Annotated in this window: 17 protein-coding genes and 1 pseudogene; 15 read left to right on the top strand and 3 right to left on the bottom strand. The window is 41.0% G+C overall.

From position 1 onward, the window contains the following. Positions 1 to 19: 19 nt before the first annotated feature. The 7 genes from ACGHVY_RS07115 (at position 20) to ACGHVY_RS07145 (ending at position 8,081) form a co-directional block, all read left to right on the top strand. The gene (locus tag ACGHVY_RS07115) at positions 20 to 1,702 is read left to right on the top strand and encodes a polysaccharide lyase (protein WP_308743759.1); all 1,683 of its coding nucleotides are present in this window, start codon (positions 20 to 22) and stop codon (positions 1,700 to 1,702) included. A gap of 30 nt (positions 1,703 to 1,732) precedes the next feature. After that, entirely contained in the window at positions 1,733 to 4,828 is a 3,096-nt protein-coding gene (locus ACGHVY_RS07120; protein WP_390598080.1) for a DUF6298 domain-containing protein, read from the top strand. A gap of 176 nt (positions 4,829 to 5,004) precedes the next feature. Then, a complete protein-coding gene (locus tag ACGHVY_RS07125) occupies positions 5,005 to 5,556 on the top strand; it encodes a sigma-70 family RNA polymerase sigma factor (RefSeq protein ID WP_308743757.1) in 552 nt (183 codons plus the stop codon). A gap of 84 nt (positions 5,557 to 5,640) precedes the next feature. Next, positions 5,641 to 5,892, top strand: coding sequence for a hypothetical protein (locus tag ACGHVY_RS07130; RefSeq protein WP_308743756.1), 252 nt, complete (start codon positions 5,641 to 5,643; stop codon positions 5,890 to 5,892). Positions 5,893 to 6,087: 195 nt separating this feature from the next. Further along, positions 6,088 to 6,855, top strand: coding sequence for a threonine/serine exporter family protein (locus tag ACGHVY_RS07135; RefSeq protein ID WP_308743755.1), 768 nt, complete (start codon positions 6,088 to 6,090; stop codon positions 6,853 to 6,855). 1 nt (position 6,856) lies between these two features. Next, a complete protein-coding gene (locus ACGHVY_RS07140; protein ID WP_308743754.1) occupies positions 6,857 to 7,342 on the top strand; it encodes a threonine/serine exporter family protein in 486 nt (161 codons plus the stop codon). A 10-nt stretch (positions 7,343 to 7,352) separates the two neighbouring features. Further along, positions 7,353 to 8,081 (top strand): DUF6064 family protein, encoded by a 729-nt coding sequence (locus ACGHVY_RS07145; protein ID WP_390598083.1) that lies wholly within the window; start codon positions 7,353 to 7,355, stop codon positions 8,079 to 8,081. A 97-nt stretch (positions 8,082 to 8,178) separates the two neighbouring features. Here the strand turns inward: ACGHVY_RS07145 and ACGHVY_RS07150 are convergent, their stop codons facing one another. Both ACGHVY_RS07150 and ACGHVY_RS07155 read right to left on the bottom strand, forming a co-directional pair. Then, entirely contained in the window at positions 8,179 to 8,988 is an 810-nt protein-coding gene (locus ACGHVY_RS07150) for an SDR family oxidoreductase (protein ID WP_308743752.1), read from the bottom strand. Between the two features lie 37 nt (positions 8,989 to 9,025). Beyond that, the gene (locus ACGHVY_RS07155) at positions 9,026 to 9,646 is read right to left on the bottom strand and encodes an HAD family phosphatase (protein ID WP_308743751.1); all 621 of its coding nucleotides are present in this window, start codon (positions 9,644 to 9,646) and stop codon (positions 9,026 to 9,028) included. Positions 9,647 to 9,903: 257 nt separating this feature from the next. Between ACGHVY_RS07155 and ACGHVY_RS07160 the strand changes: the two genes are divergently transcribed. The 3 genes from ACGHVY_RS07160 to ACGHVY_RS07170 all read left to right on the top strand — a co-directional run bounded on the left by ACGHVY_RS07160 (position 9,904) and on the right by ACGHVY_RS07170 (position 14,535). After that, positions 9,904 to 10,992 carry a tetratricopeptide repeat protein gene (locus tag ACGHVY_RS07160; RefSeq protein WP_308743750.1) on the top strand — a complete coding sequence of 363 codons (1,089 nt, stop codon included), beginning with the start codon at positions 9,904 to 9,906 and terminating at the stop codon, positions 10,990 to 10,992. Positions 10,993 to 11,133: 141 nt separating this feature from the next. Further along, positions 11,134 to 14,259 carry a protein O-mannosyl-transferase family gene (locus ACGHVY_RS07165; RefSeq protein ID WP_390598086.1) on the top strand — a complete coding sequence of 1,042 codons (3,126 nt, stop codon included), beginning with the start codon at positions 11,134 to 11,136 and terminating at the stop codon, positions 14,257 to 14,259. Between the two features lie 27 nt (positions 14,260 to 14,286). Beyond that, entirely contained in the window at positions 14,287 to 14,535 is a 249-nt protein-coding gene (locus ACGHVY_RS07170) for a DUF3098 domain-containing protein (protein WP_390598087.1), read from the top strand. Here ACGHVY_RS07170 and ACGHVY_RS07175 read toward each other — a convergent pair whose 3' ends face one another. After that, positions 14,536 to 15,711, bottom strand: a complete 1,176-nt coding sequence (locus ACGHVY_RS07175; protein ID WP_390598089.1) for a sugar MFS transporter — start codon at positions 15,709 to 15,711, stop codon at positions 14,536 to 14,538. A gap of 290 nt (positions 15,712 to 16,001) precedes the next feature. Here ACGHVY_RS07175 and ACGHVY_RS07180 point away from each other — a divergent pair. The 5 genes and pseudogenes from ACGHVY_RS07180 to ACGHVY_RS07200 all read left to right on the top strand — a co-directional run bounded on the left by ACGHVY_RS07180 (position 16,002) and on the right by ACGHVY_RS07200 (position 20,973). Next, positions 16,002 to 16,814 (top strand): annotated as a pseudogene (locus ACGHVY_RS07180) (MBL fold metallo-hydrolase). Positions 16,815 to 16,934: 120 nt separating this feature from the next. After that, a complete protein-coding gene (locus tag ACGHVY_RS07185; RefSeq protein ID WP_390598091.1) occupies positions 16,935 to 17,669 on the top strand; it encodes a hypothetical protein in 735 nt (244 codons plus the stop codon). After that, positions 17,669 to 18,094, top strand: a complete 426-nt coding sequence (locus tag ACGHVY_RS07190; RefSeq protein WP_390598093.1) for a hypothetical protein — start codon at positions 17,669 to 17,671, stop codon at positions 18,092 to 18,094. The genes ACGHVY_RS07185 and ACGHVY_RS07190 overlap by 1 nt, the downstream gene beginning before the upstream one ends. Positions 18,095 to 18,277: 183 nt before the next feature. After that, positions 18,278 to 19,429, top strand: coding sequence for an aldo/keto reductase (locus tag ACGHVY_RS07195; protein ID WP_390598094.1), 1,152 nt, complete (start codon positions 18,278 to 18,280; stop codon positions 19,427 to 19,429). Between the two features lie 35 nt (positions 19,430 to 19,464). After that, entirely contained in the window at positions 19,465 to 20,973 is a 1,509-nt protein-coding gene (locus tag ACGHVY_RS07200) for a 4Fe-4S dicluster domain-containing protein (RefSeq protein ID WP_390598096.1), read from the top strand. The last annotated feature ends 9 nt before the right edge of the window (positions 20,974 to 20,982 follow it).

The raw sequence follows: 20,982 nt of genomic DNA on the forward strand, positions 1-20,982 counted from the left end.
CCTATTAAGATTCGAAAGAATGAATAACATCAAGAAAGTATTATCAGCATGGATGTTGGTCGCCTGTGTACTACCTGCGGCAGCACAATATCCTGTGATTCCGGACTCGGTAAAGGCACGAGGAGCAAAACAGGAAGCAGAGTTCGAACGGAAATCAGATGCGGCATGGGAAAAAGCCTTGCCGACAGTTTTGCAAGAAGCACAAAATGGACGTCCCTACAAACCGTGGGCTTCCAAACCGGAAGATTTGATAAAGAGTAATATTCCCGCTTTTCCCGGTGCGGAAGGTGGAGGTATGTACACTCCCGGTGGCCGTGGAGGAAAGGTTATTGTAGTTACTTCCCTCGAAGATTCAGGTCCCGGAACACTTCGGGAAGCCTGTGAAACCGGTGGCGCGCGTATCATTGTTTTCAATGTGTCGGGGGTGATTCGCTTGAAAAGCCCGATTAGCGTGCGTGCTCCTTATGTGACAATTGCCGGTCAGACAGCACCCGGAGACGGTATATGTGTGACAGGTCAGTCTTTTCTGATTGATACGCATGATGTTGTCATCCGCCATATGCGTTTCCGTCGTGGTGCGCAAGATGTTGCTTTTCGTGATGATGCGTTAGGAGGAAATGCAGTAGGGAACATTATGATTGACCACTGTTCTGCAAGCTGGGGACTGGATGAGAACATGTCTATCTACCGTCATGTATATAATAGAGGAGCAGATGGATACGGATTGAAACTTCCGACGGTAAATATTACCATCCAGAATTCGGTGTTCTCTGAAGCATTGGATGCTTATAATCATGCGTTCGGTGCTACCATTGGCGGACATAATAGTATGTTCTGTCGCAATCTCTTTGCTTCCAATATCAGCCGTAACAGTTCGGTAGGTATGGATGGCGACTTTAACTTCGTCAACAATGTTGTTTTCAACTGGTGGAATCGTTCCGTAGACGGAGGAGATAACAAGAGTTTCTACAATATGATTAATAACTACTTCAAACCGGGGCCTATCACTCCGTTGGATAAACCGATTTCGTACCGTATTCTCAAACCAGAGGCTGGACGTGACAAAAGTAAGCCTTTGTCTTTCGGAAAAGCGTATGTAAACGGTAATATCGTTCATGGCAATGCTAAAGTTACGAAGAACAACTGGGACGGTGGCGTGCAACTGGCCAGTGAAGTAGATGCCGATAAATTCCTGCCACAAATAAAAGTGGATGAACCGTTCAAAATGTCTCCGGTCACCGTTATGGATACCAAAAAAGCTTTTAATTTTGTGATGGAGAATGTAGGGGCCAATTTCCCGAAACGTGATGCGGTAGACGCCCGTGTCATCAAGACTGTACAGACAGGAAAAGCCATTTATGTAAAAGATGCCCCTGAATTTGTCTCTCCTTATGTGAAGAGACGTTTACCCGCTGACTCTTATAAGCAGGGAATCATTACAGATATTCGTCAGGTAGGCGGACTTCCCGAATATAAAGGGGAACCGGTGACAGACTCTGATGGAGACGGTATGCCGGATGTATGGGAAATCGCTAACGGATTGAACCCGAACGACCCGACTGATGCTGTGAAAGATTGTAATGGTGACGGCTATACCAACATCGAAAAATATATCAATGGTATAGATACAAAGAAGAAAGTGGATTGGACGGATTTGAAGAATAATCACGATACACTGTCTAAGCGGAAAAGTTTATTTTAGCCAAATGAATAGATAATAAAGTTTTTTGTAATGAATATACAAATAAGAACTATCCTTTTGGGATTATTGAGCATCGGGTTTGCGCAGGGGCATGCGCAAACCTTTGCTTTGCAAGTAAAGGATGATCAAATCACTTATCTGACTGATGAGCGGGGCAACCGGATTCTTGATTTCTCGGTTTGCGGTTATCAGGCATCCGAACAGGATATCCCTTCTGTCCGGAATATGGTATTTGTACCTTGGATGGCAGGAGACAACACAGCACGGATTCAACGTGCCATCAACTACGTAGCTTCACTGACTCCCGATGCTGCCGGCTTTCGTGGAGCCGTATTATTAGACAAAGGAGAATTTTCCTTGTCCGGCAGCATCCGTATCACTGCATCCGGAATCGTATTGCGTGGAATGGATAAAGAGAAAACGGTATTGTTGAAACAAGGAGTAGACCGAGGTTCACTTATCTATGTGGAAGGAACGAACGACTTGAATATGCAAGATACATTGCAAGTGCTTTCTAAGTATGTTCCGGTAAATACAAGAACATTGGAAGTTGCTTTAGGAACTTCTCTGAAGAAAGGTGACCGGATAATGGTAACCCGTCCTTCCGGGAAAGAGTGGATTGCTTCTTTAGGTTGTGACATCTTTGGTGGTGGAATCAGTGCTTTGGGGTGGAAAGAGGGTGATATGGATTTGACTTGGGACAGGACTGTTACTGAAGTGAATGGTAATCAAATCACATTGGATGCTCCGTTAACCGTGGCCTTGGACACCCAAAACGGTGCTTCTATGATTATGACTTACCAATGGGACGGACGTATCAATCATTGTGGAGTAGAGAATATGACATTGGTTTCCGACTATGATAGACGTTATCCAAAAGACGAGGACCATTGCTGGACAGGCATCTCCATCGAAAATGCGGAAAACTGCTGGGTAAGACAGGTCAACTTCAAGCATTTTGCAGGAAGCGCCGTTATTGTTCAGCGTACAGGTTCCAGGATTACTGTCGAGGACTGTATTTCGAGAGAGCCCGTTTCTGAAATTGGCGGAATGCGTCGTTGCACTTTCCATACGTTGGGACAGCAGACCTTATTTCAACGTTGTTATTCGGAACAAGGCATTCATGATTTTGCTGCCGGATACTGTGCAGCCGGTCCCAATGCTTTCGTACAATGTGACTCATATGAATCTTTAGGCTTCAGTGGTTCCATTGATGCCTGGGCATGCGGATTACTGTTTGATGTAGTCAATATTGACGGACATAATCTTACTTTCAAGAATTTGGGACAAGACAAGAACGGAGCCGGATGGAATACGGCAAACAGCTTGTTCTGGCAGTGTACCGCCGCAGAAATCGAATGTTATGCTCCGGCAAAAGATGCAAAGAACCACGCATACGGTTGCTGGGCACAATTCTCCGGTGACGGTGAATGGGCACAGTCCAATAATCATGTACAACCACGCAGTATCTTTTATGCCCAATTAGCAGACCGGCTGCAAAAAGAATGTACCGAACGTGCCCGCATTCTGCCAAGAAATACGAGCGCAACCAGTAGCCCGACCGTAGAAATGGCTATGAAACTGGCAAAAGAAGCATATATCCCCCGTCTGACATTGGAACACTGGATTGAAGAAAATAAGTTTATTCCTTCAGTGGCATCAACCGGAGTGAAATCAATAGATGATATCAAAGAGAAAAAGACCTTTTCCAGCAACTTACCGGCACAACCGGAAGTAACTATTGCCAACGGACGTGTCCAAATGGACGGTGCTTTGTTAGTCGGTGGCAGCCATACTACTCCTTGGTGGAATGGAAGACTCAAAACCAGTTTCTTGAAAAAGGCGAGCCCCGCCATTACCCGTTTTGTTCCGGGACGTGAAGGATTGGGATTGACAGACCGTATCGACTCTGTCGTCAACTTTATGAAACAGAAGAACATTCTTGTCTTTGACCAAAACTACGGACTATGGTACGACCGTCGCCGGGACGACCATGAACGTGTTCGTCGCCGGGATGGAGATGTATGGGGACCTTTTTACGAACAACCTTTCGGACGTAGCGGTCAAGGGACAGCTTGGGAAGGGCTAAGTAAATATGACTTGAACCGCCCTAACGCATGGTATTGGGCACGATTGAAAGAATTTGCAGAAAAAGGAAGCGAAAACGGACTGCTTTTATTTCACGAAAACTACTTCCAGCATAATATCATAGAAGCTGGGGCACATTGGGTGGATAGTCCGTGGAGAAGCAGCAACAATATCAATCAGACCGGATTCCCGGAACCTGTTCCGTTTGCCGGTGACAAGCGAATCTTCGTAGCAGATATGTTTTATGATATAACTCATCCGGTACGTCGTGAGTTGCACAGACAATACATCCGTCAATGTCTGAATAACTTTGCCGATAATTCGAATGTCATTCAACTGACAAGTGCGGAATTTACAGGTCCGTTACACTTTGTACAATTTTGGTTGGATGTCATCGCCGAATGGGAAGCGGAAACCGGTAAAAAAGCCAAAGTAGCACTGAGTACAACCAAAGATGTGCAGGATGCTATTCTTGCGGATTCGAAACGGGCTGCGGTGGTAGACATTATTGATATCCGTTACTGGCATTATAAGACGGACGGTATCTTTGCACCGGAAGGTGGAAAGAATATGGCTCCCCGCCAGCATATGCGCAAGATGAAAGTAGGAAAGGTCACTTTCAATGAAGCATATAAAGCAGTAAATGAGTATCGTCAGAGATTTCCTCAGAAAGCAGTGACATTCTATGCACAGAATTATCCGGCTATGGGGTGGGCTGTATTCATGGCAGGCGGTTCATGTCCTGTAATTCCGTGCACAGATAAAGCATTCCTAAAGGATGCTGCGACTATGGTAGTGGAAGAAACAAATACTGATGAGTATAAGAAATTGGTAAAATCTGATATTGGAAGTATCATTTATTCCAAGTCTGGAACAGATATTCCTATTCAATTATCGTCCGGAAAATATGTATTAAAGTACATCCATCCTGGTTCTGGGGAAATGGAAATAATAAATAAATCGTTGAAAATAAAAGGATTATACAATCTAAAAGTGCCCGGCAAGAAAGAAGGTATTTATTGGTTCCACAAACTGTAAAACAGTAAATCCCATTGAAGGCAAATCAGTGGGATTTACTGTATCATCAGTAATTTCTAATAAAAGAGTGTTATAAAACATGATACTTGTTTTTTCAATCCACAAACCAGATTTTACCTAAGGGTGCGGTCGATACTGCTTAGTTTTGCAACATCAAATTCAATCGAAATAATGCTATGATGGAACAGACTAATAATTCAACCGAAAATTTATTCGCTTCTTTTCAAGCGGGAAATATGGCAGCTTTTTCTCAATTATATGATTTGCACATCAACGTCCTTTTTAATTATGGGTTAAAGCTGACTATTGATAAAGAGTTACTTCAGGATTGCGTTCATGATGTATTCGTAAAACTCTATACTAAAAGAGATGAATTAGGCACCATTGACAATGTAAAGTCATATTTGTTCATCTCATTAAAGAATAAGCTTTGCGACGAACTTCGCAGACGTATGTATATGTCCGACACATCCATCGAAGAGGTGAATCTGCCGACTCCCACAGATGTAGAAGACGATTATATGGAAAAAGAGCAACGCAAGAACGAGTTTTCATTGGTAAAGCGTTTACTGGACCAATTATCACCCCGTCAGCGTGAAGCACTCACATTATACTATATAGAAGAAAAGAAATATGAGGATATTTGTGAGATTATGAATATGAATTATCAGTCTGTACGCAATTTGATGCATCGCGGATTATCCAAGTTGCGTACATTGGCAAGTTAATATTAGTAAAAAGGTTATTTTATTGAGTACATATACAGGATAACGTCGTCCTATTTATGTAAAACGCTTAAAAAAGGATGCGATATGTGCTCTAAGGTAAAAGATTTTTTGACGGATGATGATTTCATCAACTATGTACTGGGTATAACTCCGCAATCAGCCTCCCAATGGGAGACTTATTTCAGAGAGCACCCAGAAGAAATGGCAGATGCAGAAGAAGCTAAAGCTATATTATTGGCTCCGGCGGACGTTGCTTGCGATTTCTCAATAGATGAAAATAAGATATTAAAAGATAGGATTGTTAGTAGTATAAAAGATTTTTCGGGTATTTTGTAGTTAGGTTAGATAAAGTTAGGTTAGTTAAGGCATTAAAGATTGACGCAGTCTTTCATAGTAACTCATTTTTTGAGGAACACTATGAAAGATTGTGTTTTTTGTTTTCGGATATTTAGTGAGAAAATATTCAGGAATAAGGCTTGCTCCTAGAACTCTTTTTTGTACTTTTGCGCCCGATTAAAAAATATCACATTCATGAAGACAAGCGAATCTTTATTATCCGTAGGTAAGTTTATTGCAGAATATTCAGCCCATTTAATGGGGGCCGGAGTACATACTTCACGAGTAGTGCGTAACTCCAAACGTATCGGAGAAGCTTTTGGTTTAGATGTAAAATTAGGTGTATTTCATAAAAATATCATTCTTACAATTATAGATAAGGAAACGAATGAGGCCTGTAATGAGGTAATAGATATCCCTGCACATCCTATCAGTTTTGAACATAACTCAGAGTTAAGTGCATTAAGTTGGGAAGCGTTAGATAACCATTTGTCGTTGGAAGAACTGACTGCGAAATACAAGAAGATTGTTTCCGCTCCGATGATACATCCTCTTTTCGTTTTACTATTAGTGGGATTTGCCAATGCATCATTCTGTAAATTGTTTGGCGGGGATTTAATCTCTATGGGAATTGTTTTCTCGGCCACTATTACGGGACTCTACCTAAAACAGCAGATGCAGAGAAAGAAAATGAATCATTATATTGTATTCATAGTCTCGGCATTCGTCGCTTCTCTTTGTGCTTCTACAGCTCTGATTTTCGACACGACATCCGAAATAGCAATGGCGACCAGTGTACTTTATCTTGTTCCCGGCGTCCCTTTGATTAATGGCGTGATTGATGTAGTCGAAGGATATGTTCTGACAGGGTTTGCCCGCCTGACGGAAGCTTCTTTACTGATTGTCAGCATTGCCATCGGACTTTCCTTCACATTATTAATGGTAAAAAACAGTTTAATTTAATATGATAGCACTTGACATTCTTACTGATGGATTTTTTGCAGCAGTAGCAGGTATAGGATTTGGGGCGATTTCCGATCCGCCCTTGCGCGCATTCAAAATGATTGCCATATTGGCGGCATTGGGACACGCCTGCCGTTTTTGTTTGATGACTTATTTAGGTGTGGATATTGCTACGGCTTCTTTATTTGCCGGATTGGTAATCGGTTTCGGTAGCTTGTGGTTAGGAAAAAAGGTATATTGCCCGATGACGGTACTTTACATTCCGGCATTGCTTCCCATGATTCCCGGTAAGTTCGCATACAACATGGTATTTTCACTCATCATGTGCTTACAGAATGTGAATGACCCGGAAAATCTGGATAAATTCATGTCAATATTCTTCTCTAACACAATGGTGGCAAGTACAGTTATTTTCATGTTGGCAGTAGGAGCCACATTCCCGATGTTCCTGTTCCCACATAGAGCTTTTTCATTAACAAGACATTAAAACAACTTTTATGGAGATTTTTTGGAGAACAATTGCATATTATAATTCAGCTACCTGGATTTTACAGATATTGATCATTTTGATTGGTATCGCATTGACCGGCTTGCTTATCAGCAAGCCACGTCCGTGGGTAAAGATGGCAATGAAGTTCTATATGATAGGGCTTTATGCATGGATTTCTATCGTTTACTATTATGTTTATTGCGAAGAACGCAGTTATAATGGAGTGATGGCAATGTTTTGGGGAGTCATGGCTATTATTTGGATATGGGATGCGATTACAGGATATACGACTTTTGAACGTACTCATAAATATGATATATTATCCTATATCCTGTTGGCGATGCCTTTCATATATCCTTTGGTATCATTGGCGCGCGGACTTTCTTTTCCGGAAATGACTTCTCCGGTCATGCCTTGCTCTGTGGTTGTATTTACTATCGGATTATTGTTGCTGTTTGCTCACAAGGTAAATATGTTTTTGGTACTTTTCCTTTGCCATTGGTCATTGATAGGATTATCAAAAACCTATTTCTTTCAAATTCCTGAGGATTTTCTGTTGGCCAGTGCAACGATTCCGGGGCTATACCTTTTCTTCAGAGAATATTTCCTGAATAATCTGCATGTCGATACGAAGCCGAAAGCAAAATATATTAATTGGCTGTTGATTACAGTCTGTGTCGGACTGGCTATATTATTGACTACAACGATGTTCTTGGAACTAGTTCCGAAGAACTAGTCAGGACAGAAAAAAGCTAAGGCACGGATTACGCGGATTTCACGTTTTTTGTTAATCAACAAATGATTAGCTATCGTGAAATCCGCGTAATTTGTACCTAATTAATAGCGTAAAAAATCCGAAGGGCATAGTGTATTACCGTATCGGGCAACCATCTTTTACTTTTTGCGAACAGGACTTGTACTAACGGCCCTACTTTGGTTCGGAAAGGCGGATTCTTGCGAGCCACTATTCTACAGATTGCAGCCGCCAACTTTCGTGGATGGCATCCATTACGTTCTTCCTTTTCTATAATGCCTAGCGATTTCAAGAAACTTTCTTTGTAATCAGCATCCGATCTTGTCAGTTCGGAAATATTCCGGTTATCCGTAAATCCGGTATTAAAATCTCCCGGCTCTACCAAACATACCTTAATATTAAACGGGTGCACTTCCAAGGCTAAAGCTTCACTATAACCTTCCACAGCAAACTTCGAAGCCGAATAAAAACCCTGATAGGGGATACCCATCACACCACCGATAGAACTTATATTGATAATTTTACCTTTCCGTGCTTTGCGCATGACAGGCAATACTTCCCTGCACATATTCACCACACCGAAGAAATTGGTATTCATCTGTTTGCTCACCTCATCTTCCGTAGCAAGTTCCAGTGCACCACTAATACCTATGCCGGCATTATTAATCAGTACATCTATCTGTCCTTGCTCCGATATAATCTGCTTTACTGCCTGACGAATAGAAAGAGGACTGGTGACATCAACGACAAGCATTTTTACATTGTTCATATTTTCGGAAGGCTTCCGGCTTGTTCCATAAACGATGTGTCCTTGTTCCGATAACATTTGAGCAGTGAACTTTCCGAATCCGGAAGATGCTCCCGTGATAAGTATGACTTGTGATTGCATATTCTCCTATTTGCGAATGTGATATGAACGGCAATAATTACCTATTTAATATGGTTGTCAGTTCTTCCCGCCAGTCTGTCCCATTTTCCGGTTGGAAGGTCTCGAATCCCAATTCTTTCCCCATGTGGATATTTGAGGCTCCATCATCTATAAATAAAGTTTCGGAAGGTATAATATTACAGTCGTTTATCATAAAATCGAAAATCTCCGGTGCAGGCTTTGTATGACCTATCTGATAAGACAAATACAACTTATCGCAATAATCGTTTAATGGGCGCTTTCTTGAAGAAAAATCCGGGCTACATGCCCATGACATGACAAAAGGATTAGTATTACTAAGAATATATATATGATAGGACTTCCGTAATTCCAAAATATAATCAAGCTTGCACAAATCCACTTCGTTGAAGAAGCCCAGCCATGCTTGCTTCGTTTCTTCCATAGTAAGTTCACGTCCACATAAATCTCCCAATTGCTTTCTGAATTCATCTGCACTAAGTTTTCCTTCTTCCAATTCCTGAAAGATTCCGGTTTGGTGATATTTATCCAAACGGGTATCCGCATCCTCCAATCCCAGTTTGATAAATGCTTGAACCGCTTTATCACGGCTAATGTCTACAATAACTCCACCAAAATCGAATACAATGTTCTTAATCATGATATATAAATTATTTCTTGTTTGCCACAAAGATACGGCTTATCTTCCTAATTAACTGCTTGCTGTTCCTTGATATTTATCAAAAAAAGTATAGAAAGTAAACTGGTATATTACACAAGCTTATTTCTCCATATGCAATTATTTTCATACCATATCAGGATTAGAGTTTGCTAAAAGAAGGAAGAAATATTCGCTACTCTAACAATAATCTTATAAATTTGTCGCATATTTGTATGTAGAGATTTAAAATTGAGACTATGAGTAATCTTCGAATTTTATTGTATGTTTTTGTCCTTTCTCTAGCTGCCTGTCATCCTGAGGGGACTAATGTGAAACAAGGATTAGACAAAGCTGCTCAATTAATAGAGCAAGACCCGGACACTGCATCCATTATCCTTGAGACTATTCAAATGAAGCAAATGAATGAAGCGCAGTTTGCAGAGTATAATCTGCTATGCACTCAATTGAACGAAGACAAAAATATTCCTCACTCATCTGATAGCCAAATCCGCCAAGCCGTATCATATTACGAACAATATGGAGATGAATATCAGAAATTGAGGGCTTATTATTATCTGGCATGTGTAGAAAGTGATTTGAATCAGGAAAAAGACGCTGAAATTCATTTCAAAGAAGCAATAAAACTTGCTGCACAAACAGAAGAATATGAACAGATGAGTAAAATCTGCAAAAGATGTAGCCTTTACTATCAGAAATATGGAAACTTTGACGAAGCGCTGGAAATGGAAAGAAAAGCGTACGCCAGCCAATTGATGTTGATTGATAGTAAAGACCGTTCTACCGTGGTTCTATCTTCCGCTTTAGGATTGTTCGGAGTCATGTCCCTCTTGCTTGGATTACTTTGGAGAAAACATCTGTCTGTACATTCGCAACTGGACACCATTAAAGAGGAAATGCAGAAGAAAGATGCCGAATCGGATAAACTGGCATTGCAATGTAACTATCTCGAAGAAAAATACCAATCTCTTCAACAGCATATCTATGAAGATTCTCCGGTTGTTTCAAAAGTCCGTCAGTTGAAGGCACGAACAGCCTTATCATCCAAAATACCTTCCTTTTCCGAGAAAGACTGGACAGAATTGTTACGACTTCAAGAAAGTGTTTACGGGCTTGTATCTAAATTGAAAGAGTTAAGTCCTAAACTTACGGAAGAAGATTTAAGAGTATGTGCCTTTTTAAGAGAAGGAGTTCAGCCTGCCTGCTTTGCCGATTTAATGAAACTGACTGTTGAAACTCTGACCCGAAGAATTTCCAGAATAAAAACAGAGAAACTAATGTTGGTAAACTCCAAAGAATCGCTGGAAGATATTGTAAAATCATTATAGTCTGTACTTGTCTGTAAATATCGCTGATGCGTGATTGAATATCAGCGAATTATGGATTTTCTCCGTCCGTATCCGTCCGGTAAAAAATGCCTTTTTTACATCTCTGTCCTATAACTTTGCAAACAAAAAAGTTATAGAACAATGAGCAACTTATTATTTAAGAAATGGAACGATTTTGGTGGGTGGATGGTCTTTCTGATAGCAGTTTTTGTATATGGAATGACGATTGAGCCTACTGCCAGTTTTTGGGATTGTCCCGAATTTATTTCGTGTGTAGAGAAGTTACAGGTAGGGCATCCTCCGGGTGCACCTTTTTATATGCTTATCGGAAATCTGTTCACTCAATTTGCTTCTGATGCTTCGCAGGTATCTTGGTTGGTCAATTTCCTGAACGCATTATTAAGTGCAGGTTGTATTTTATTTCTTTTTTGGAGTATCACCCGTTTAGTAAAGTCTTTGATAATAAATGATAAGCAGGACTTATCGACAACGGACGTTATCATCATTTTGGGTTCGGGGGCTGTCGGAGCTTTGGCATATACATTCAGTGACACATTCTGGTTCAGTGCGGTAGAAGGAGAGGTCTATGCTTTCTCTTCTTTTCTTACGGCACTCGTGTTTTGGATGATTCTTCGCTGGCAGGATGAATCGGATTCGGTGTATGGTGACCGGTGGCTTATCCTAATAGCTTATGTCATCGGACTTTCTATCGGAGTGCATTTGCTTAATCTGCTCTGCATTCCGGCTATTGTTCTGGTTTTCTATTATCAGAAGTATCGGGTAATATCACTTCAAGGAGTAATTGTCTCAATTGTCATATCAGGACTTCTTATCGTATTCATCCTTTTTGTTTATATCCCGGGCATGGCTGATATAGGAGGTTGGTTCGAACTGCTTTTTGTCAACGCGTTCGGATTTCCTTTCCACACAGGATTACTCATCTTTTTAGCTTTAACATTCTTCGTGCTGACAGGAGCCATTTACCGTTTTCGAAAGCGTGTAGTACATACTTCTTTATGGTGTTTGCTTATGCTTACCGTAGGTTATACCACTTATGCAGTGATACTGATTCGTGCCAATGCCAATACTCCGCTTAATGAAAATGCACCGGACAATATCTTTACACTCAAAAGTTATCTCAATCGTGAGCAATACGAAAGCGCTCCTCTGCTTTATGGTAAAACTTATGCTTCCGAATCGGAATATGTGCCCGAAGGTGACTATTACAGAGTAAAAACGACCAAGGGGAGTGCTGTATATCGCCCGGATAAAGAGGAAGGCAAATATAAAATAATCCGGTATAAAGAAGATGTATGTTATACTCAGAATATGTTGTTTCCCCGTATGTGGAATGAGCGGATGGCTTCTTCTTACAAAAATTGGACTGGAGGAAACGAAGCTGCTCCTACACAAAAAGAAAACCTGACTTATTTCATTACCTATCAGCTCAATTATATGTATTGGCGTTATTTCTTGTGGAATTTTGTAGGACGGCAAAATGATGTGCAGGGAAGTGGTGAACCGGAACATGGAAATTGGATAACGGGAATCTCCTGGCTGGATAATTTTAGATTAGGCGACCAAAGCTTGTTACCGGAGTCCCTGCGTCAGAATAAGGGACACAATGTATTCTACGGAATCCCCTTATTACTGGGATTGTTCGGAATCTATTGGCAATGGAACTGCAGCAAGAAAGGCAAACAGCAGTTTAGTGTACTATTCTTCCTTTTCTTTATGACAGGGCTGGCTATTGTGCTTTACTTGAACCAAACTCCCGGTCAGCCACGCGAACGGGACTATGCATACACCGGTTCATTCTATGCTTTCGCTATTTGGATAGGGATAGGCGCGGCAGGATTATGTAATGCACTTCGCCGAAAAACAACTTCGACAGTGCAAGTTGGCGTATCAATGACGATTTGTTTATTGGTTCCGGTGCAGATGGCAAGCCAGACGTGGGACGACCATGACCGGAGTGCCCGTTTTACCTGCCGCGACTTTGGGGCTAACTATCTGATGACTCTTCCCGATAAAGGAAATCCGATTATCTTTTGTAACGGGGATAATGATACTTTTCCACTATGGTATAATCAGGACACAGAAGAGGTGCGCAGGGATACCCGTGTCTGCAACCTGAGTTACGCGCAGACCGACTGGTATATTTATCAGCAGCAATGTCCGTTATATGATGCTCCCGGACTGCCTATAAGTTGGAATAAAAAACAGTATCAGGAAGGCAAAAACGAATATGTAGCCGTACGCCCGAAGTTGAAAAGACAGATAGAGGAACTGTACCGGAAGCATCCGGAAGAAGCCCGTAACAGTTTCGGAGAAGACCCGTTTGAAGTGAAAAACATCTTGAAATATTGGGTATTCTCAGAAAAAGAGGAATTTCATGTAATCCCTACGGATACGATAAATATCCGTGTAGACAAAGAAGCGGTACTCCGTTCGGGAATCATGCTTCCCAAAGCAATCCGTCATTTGAAAGATGAAGAACTAAGAGCGGCGATACCGGATAAACTTTGTATCCCTTTAAAGGATGTGCGTATGCTGACTAAAGTCGATTTACTTATGTTGGAAATGCTTGCCAACTGTAATTGGGAACGTCCGCTTTACCTTGCAATCTCCGTAGGGAGTATCAGTAAACTGAAGTTTGACAATTACTTCGTACAGGAAGGATTAGCGTTCCGCTTTACTCCTTTTGATTATAAGAAGTGGGGAGATGCCGATGAGAACAGGCCATATGCAGTAGATGTGGAGAAGCTTTATGACAATGTAATGAACAGATATAAATATGGTGGGCTGGATACTCCCGGACTTTATCTGGATGAAACAACTTTGCGTACATGCTGGTATCATCGCAGACTTTTCGCGCAACTCGCCAAAGAACTGATAATACAAGGAGACAAAGTGCGTGCAAAGAAAGTACTCGCCTATGCGGAACAGACTATTCCGGCATATAGTGTTCCCGAGACACATGAAAGCGGGTCATATGACATAGCATCAGCCTATGCCGCATTAGGTGAAAAAATAAAAGCGATAACCCTGGCAGAACATCTGATAGCCGAAGCGGAAGATTATATTAACTGGGCTTTCTCATTAAGAGGAAGCCGTATGGAAATGGTTCGCAATGATTGCCTCTATAAATTCTGGCAATGGAATCAATATAATGAACTCCTGAAAAAGATAGACGAAGAGAAATACAAAGGAAGTAGCCAACGGCTTGAAGATAAATACGCACTATTTACTCCTATTACAAATTAATTACAAAAACTAAAACGAAAGAAAAATATGAAATCAAAAATAATGAAACAAAAAGAGACAGAAACAGTATTCAGCAGAAGAAATTACATGATTCAGCTAATCGGTTCGGTGGTGATTATTGTAGGATATCTGCTCATGAGCGGCGGGGGGAGTACCCCTGCCGCCTACAACCCTGATATATTCAGCGGATTGCGTATAAAGGCAGCTCCCGTAGTATGTCTGGCAGGATATCTGATGAATATATTCGGTATCCTGTACCGGCCCAACCGGAGTTGATTATTTCAATGTTTTCCATGCGTACATCATCACCACAATGAATGAAAGTAGCGGAACAATGAATGCAAAAGACATTGAACTTTGATCGGCTACATATCCCATTAGCAAGGGGCCGACAGCCCCGCCAATGGGAGACATCATTAAATAGGAAGATGCACGCTTGGTATGATTACCTAGTCCCCGCAATGAAAGTGCAAAAATAGTAGGGAACATGATTGCCTCGAAAGCGTAACCCAAGAAAAGAGCTATCAGGGATATAATCCCCAGATTCAGTACTATCAAGGAACTTGTTACGACCGTGCCGACAGCACAAAAGAACAACACTTTCTCCGCCCGTATCTTCCGCATCACCCAGCTACCGGCAAATCGTCCGCACATAAATAATCCCAGACCACCAAATGAAAGGACTACGGAAGCGTCACGGGCATTCATCCAGCCGTCATCTACTACGTAATTAATAAAGAAACTATTGATAGAGATTTCCGCAATTTCATAACAGAATAAAGCCACGATACCGAAAATGAAAAGCTTATGCGACCATAACCCACGCGCTTGTCCTTGATTATCTGTATCTTCTTCATGGACAATCTCCGGCAGACGGACTTTAGAAAAGACTAAAGCGACTGTCAGGACAAGAATTCCCATTAATGTATATGGTAATGAGATATTCGAATTCCCTTCTTCCGAGAACAATAATAAACCGCCTACAAGCGGCCCGCAGATACAGCCTAATCCGTTAAATGATTGTGCAAGGTTTAATCGGCTGGCGGCAGTTTCCCGTTCACCCAATTCCGTCATATAAGGATTGGCGGCTGTCTCCAAAAATACCAGACCGCAGGCAATGACAAACAGGGAGAAAAGAAAGAACTGAAACGACATCCAATATTCGCCGGGAATAAAAAGCAGCGAACCGGCACCATAGAGCAACAAACCGAATACTACTCCTTTACGATAGCCATATTTATTGATAAACAGCCCGGCAGGAATAGCCATGACGAAATATCCCAAATAAAACATAACTTGCACCCATGCCGAATGAGTACGGCTTATATTCATCACATCTTGGAAATGCTTGTTCAACACATCTAAAATAGCATGTGCAAATCCCCATAGAAAGAAAAGGGAAGTGACCAGAATAAAAGGAATCTGATATTCCTTCTTAACTAATTTCTGCATAGTGAGTTTATTAAAAAAAGCATTCTTTGCTTCGGGGCACAAAGATAGACAAAATGATGATAAGATGTTCCTATCAGGATATTGCTTTTACAAAAAAAGAAGGAACAGGTCTGATTCCCAACATCAGCTACAAGATTTATTTCTAAACAACTATTCTTTGTACAAATAGGCTGGCACTAACATTCAACGCGTTTCAGTAATTATGGTATAATAATCTGTAATATATATACTACCCACTTTTCTAAATTCCTGTATATTTGCTGCGTGGAATAATTTAGCTACTTAATTATATGCGTATTATATTCAAGAAATTCAGAGCACGTATGATCTAGGATGTATATTAGTTATAATAGCGTTGTTGGCTATGTCAGTCTTTATTTTTATCAACCAGCCCAACTTTGGTCGGACGCCCCGTAGCGAACGGCTGGAAAGAGTACTAAAATCTCCCAATTACAGGAACGGAACATTTCAGAATCAGCATGAGACGAAATTAATGACTTCGGACAGAGGACGTTTCGAAGGTATTTGGGAATTTTTTTCAGAAAGATAGACGGGCTGCGCCCCGACCAGCCTGTCAAGGTAATAAAGACTGACTTACGGAAGATAGACCGTGATAAGAAAGTATTAGTTTGGTTCGGGCATTCTTCTTATCTCATTCAGACGAGCGGAAAGCGGGTATTGGTCGATCCCGTATTTTGCATGGCTTCTCCTGTTTCTTTCGTCAATAAGCCATTCAAAGGAACAGATGTTTACCAGCCGGAAGATATGCCGGATATTGATTATCTGATAATCAGCCACGACCATTGGGAACATTTGGATGACAACACAGTCAAGAAGTTAAAAGACCGGATTGGAATAGTGATTTGCCCGTTAGGTGTCGGCGAGCATTTCGAGTACTGGGAATTCGATAAAGAGCGTATCAGTATATGGCACAGGCTGCAAGGGATTTGAAGGCTAAAAGAGTTTTAACCGTACATCATTCTAAATATGCGTTGGCAAAACATCGTTGGGATGAGCCGTTGAAGAATGAGGAGGATATGAGAATCAAGGATTCCTTGGATGTGCTGACACCGGAGATTGGTGAAGTAGTAACTTTGCAATGAAAGAAAGTTAAATCTGACTTCATTACATATTATTTACACAGTAAATCGTTTATTTTCAGGGGAAAAGGATAAATTTGCGAAGGAATATTTTTCAATACAAATTCACTAAAACTTTTGATTATGAAACAATTTTATTCATTATTAGTTGTGTTGATAGCTTTGTGCCTACAAAGTTGCCAAAACAATCTGAACCTTCCATCACCAGCTAGCCGGAATTATCAGCAAGATGTTGCAGTCTTGAATGATTTTGTGGATATTAACAAGACTACTCACGAGTATTATGTCAATCCAAACAAGAAAAGTTCTGCACTTTCTTACTTGACTAATACGGATGCAGAAGAACTTAATGCTATAAATCCTGTAAATCTGAATAGTTTCAAACAGAATATCAATCAAATAAACAGTATGTCCGGACAATTGATATCTTCTCATGGCGTAGATTACATTGTTATGATTACTGAAAGTGATATTTTTATCAGCCAGATAAAAGTAAACTCACCTATCCAACTAAAGAGAAAATTATCTGATAATCGTATGAATCGTTCTATAATAGCAACATGTAACATAACGAACTATAAAGAACAGTTTTATGTCAATTCGAGTGATTGTATAGAGACAGCAATTGAATTATATCCCCAATCTTATAAAAATGCTGCGTGGGCATTTCTTGTCACTTGTAAGGTTGGATATAATGGCAATAAGGAATTGGCTAACGTATTGTTTTGTGGTGTAGGTTTTCACATTAGTCCAAGTTTTGAGTGGTCCGCAAATCAAGGAAACAATGTAGAGTGGCATTTTGAGGTGACAAATATAAATGGAGATACTCATATCGCAAACCTTAATTATCTACACTAATGAAAAAAAATATTTTTATAGTTTTGGTAACTCTGATTCTTGCATCCGGTTGCGTTGAGAAAACAGGATATTATTCTGATGGGGAGGAAGACACTATATCTTTGATATGTGATAATACATGGGCGAGTGAAAAAACAGTTGATGATGAAGAAATCACCCATCATGGCATATATAACTTTAAGAAAGACGGTACGTACTCTAGAAAGTTAATAGCAACTGATAAAGACGGGCAGGAGAAAGAAAACAGTATCACTGGCCGATGGACTTTTTATGACCCGAGTTCCAAAACAATATACTTTGGTGATGACCATTATTGGGATATAGAAGAACTTACTACAAAAAAGTTTGCAGTTTATGACCGATGGGGAGAATATGGCCAATTACATATGTCAAGGGAATATATGGAACTTACACCTTTAAAGTAGTCCTACAACAAGATAATTATTATAAAGCTGCCTGTCAACATCAACTAGTTGTATTGACAGGCAGCTTTATGTTAAAAAAATAGAATCTGTAATTTTGGTATAACATTCGGTAATATGTATACTTGATAACCAAATCAATCTACCTAAATTTGCATCGGTAAAAAAGTATAAAATTCAATTCTGATGGAGTATCGTATATTAGGACGGACAGGACTTTCGGTTAGTGTCATTGCACTGGGTTGCGAAGGGTTCATGAATAAAAGTGAGAAGCAAGTATGCAAAGAAATAGCATTTGCTATCAGCAAAGGAATCAACTTTATAGATATTTACTCTTCCAATCCGGATTTGCGCAGCAATATCGGAACAGCTTTAATAGGGCACCGCGAGCAGTTTATTATTCAGGGACATTTATGTTCTACGTGGGAGGACGGGCAGTATCTGCGTACTCGGGACGTAGACAAGACAATCGCTGCCTTTGATGACCAGCTTCTCCGGTTGAAAACGGATTATCTGGATATCGGTATGATTCATTATGTAGATAGTGAAAGTGATTTTAATGAAGTGTTCAAGGGTCCGATTTTACAACTGGCTCTTCGCTGGAAAGAAGAGGGAAAGATACGCCATATCGGGTTAAGCAGCCATAATCCTACCGTTGCCAGACTTGCTGCGGAAAGCGGAAAGATTGACGTATTGATGTTTTCCATCAATCCTTGTTATGATTTGCAGCCTGCAAGTGAAAATGTGGACGATCTATGGGCGGATGAAAACTATGCGCACTCCTTGCACAACATAGACCCGGAAAGGGAAAGGCTTTATGAACTTTGCGAACAGAACGGAATAGGAATCGATGTAATGAAAGTATATGGCGGCGGTGACTTGTTGAGCGAAGCCAATTCTCCTTTTGAAAAAGCGTTCACACCCATACAATGTATAGAATATGCACTGACACGTCCCGGAGTAGCGGCTGTCATGATAGGTTGCAAAACTTGTGAAGAAATGCAGGCTGCCTTGGATTGGTGTGACGCAACAAAAGAAGAAAAAGATTATACCTGTGTGATGACAGGTATGGAGAAGTTTACGTGGGAAGGCCACTGTATGTATTGCGGACACTGTGCCCCCTGTTCGGTAGGCATAGATATAGCCAGCGTCAATAAATACTATAATCTGACCGTCGCACAACAAGGCTTTGTGCCGGAAACTGTCCGCGAACATTATAAAGTTCTTACTCATCATGCTTCGGAATGCATTCGTTGTGGAAAATGTGAGAAAAACTGCCCATTCGGCGTAGACATCATAGGGCATATGCAAAAGGCTTCGGAAAGATTCGGATATTGAAATATAACTACTATAATTTGAAAATTAATAAGTTTATGTTGCGTACTATCAGACTTATAACCGCCATTGTGTGTTTTACGCTTATTACCCTGTTGTTTCTTGACTTTATGGGGATATTTCACACATGGTTCGGATGGCTGGCGAAAATTCAATTTCTGCCGGCCCTATTAGCCTTGAACATAGGTGTTGTCTTATTTTTAGTTGTGCTTACATTTCTTTTGGGACGTGTATATTGCTCTGTTATTTGTCCGTTGGGAGTATTTCAGGATATTATTTCCTGGGTGGCGGGCAAGCAAAAGAAGAATCGGTTCCTCTATTCGCCGACAAAGAAATGGTTGCGATATAGTGTTTTAGGAATATTCATCATTATGATGGTTGCAGGGCTGAATTCTTTGGCTATTCTGATAGCCCCTTATAGCGCATATGGGCGGATAGCTTCCAATCTCTTTGCACCGATTTGGCAATGGGGGAACAATTTGTTGGCATATTTTGCCGAGCGAATGGACAGTTATGCCCTTTATGAGGTAGATGTCTGGATAAAAAGTCTTTCTACGCTGATTATCGCTGTGGTCACTTTTATAGCCCTTGGTATTTTAGCATGGCGTAACGGACGTACATATTGCAATACTATTTGCCCCGTGGGGACTGTGTTGGGATTCATTTCTAAATATGCGATATTCAAGCCCGTGATTGATACCTCCAAATGCAATAGTTGTGGTTTATGTGCCCGCAATTGCAAAGCATCATGTATTAATTCAAAAGAACATGAGATTGATTACAGTAGGTGTGTAGCTTGCATGGATTGCCTGGATAAATGTAAGCATGGAGCTATCAAGTACACAAGAAGGACTTCGCTGAAGAATGTATCTGCAACAGAAGCAGTAAAAACACAGACCGTTACTGCCGAACAGGTAGACAATACCCGCCGTAATTTTCTTTCAGCATCGGCAATCTTTGCAACGGCTTCCGTCCTGAAAGCTCAAGAGAAGAAAGTGGACGGAGGATTGGCTGCCATTGAGGATAAGAAAACTCCCAATCGTGAAAATCCTGTTTATCCTCCAGGGGCACTGAGTGCCCGTAATTTCACCCAACATTGCACCGCTTGCCAGTTGTGTGTTTCCGTATGCCCTAATCAAGTGCTACGTCCTTCGGATAATCTGATGACTTTGATGCAACCAGAAATGTCTTATGAACGCGGATATTGCCGTCCCGAATGTACCAAATGTTCGGAAGTTTGTCCGGCCGGTGCCATTCACCCAATTACTACAGCCGACAAATCGGCGACTCAGATCGGCCATGCCATTTGGATAAAAGAAAACTGCGTACCATTGACAGATGGTGTGGAGTGTGGTAACTGTGCCCGTCATTGCCCGACAGGAGCCATTCAGATGGTGCCCTCCGAATCTGAAGAACCGGACTCACCAAAGATTCCGGTAGTAAACATTGAAAAATGTATCGGTTGTGGAGCTTGTGAGAATCTTTGTCCGTCCCGTCCGTTCAGTGCCATTTACGTGACCGGACATCAAATGCACCGAGTTATTTGATTTAATAAA

Origin of the sequence: Bacteroides sp. f07 (genome assembly GCF_042854785.1) — a bacterium.
In the GTDB taxonomy this organism is placed as follows: Bacteria; Bacteroidota; Bacteroidia; order Bacteroidales; family Bacteroidaceae; genus Bacteroides.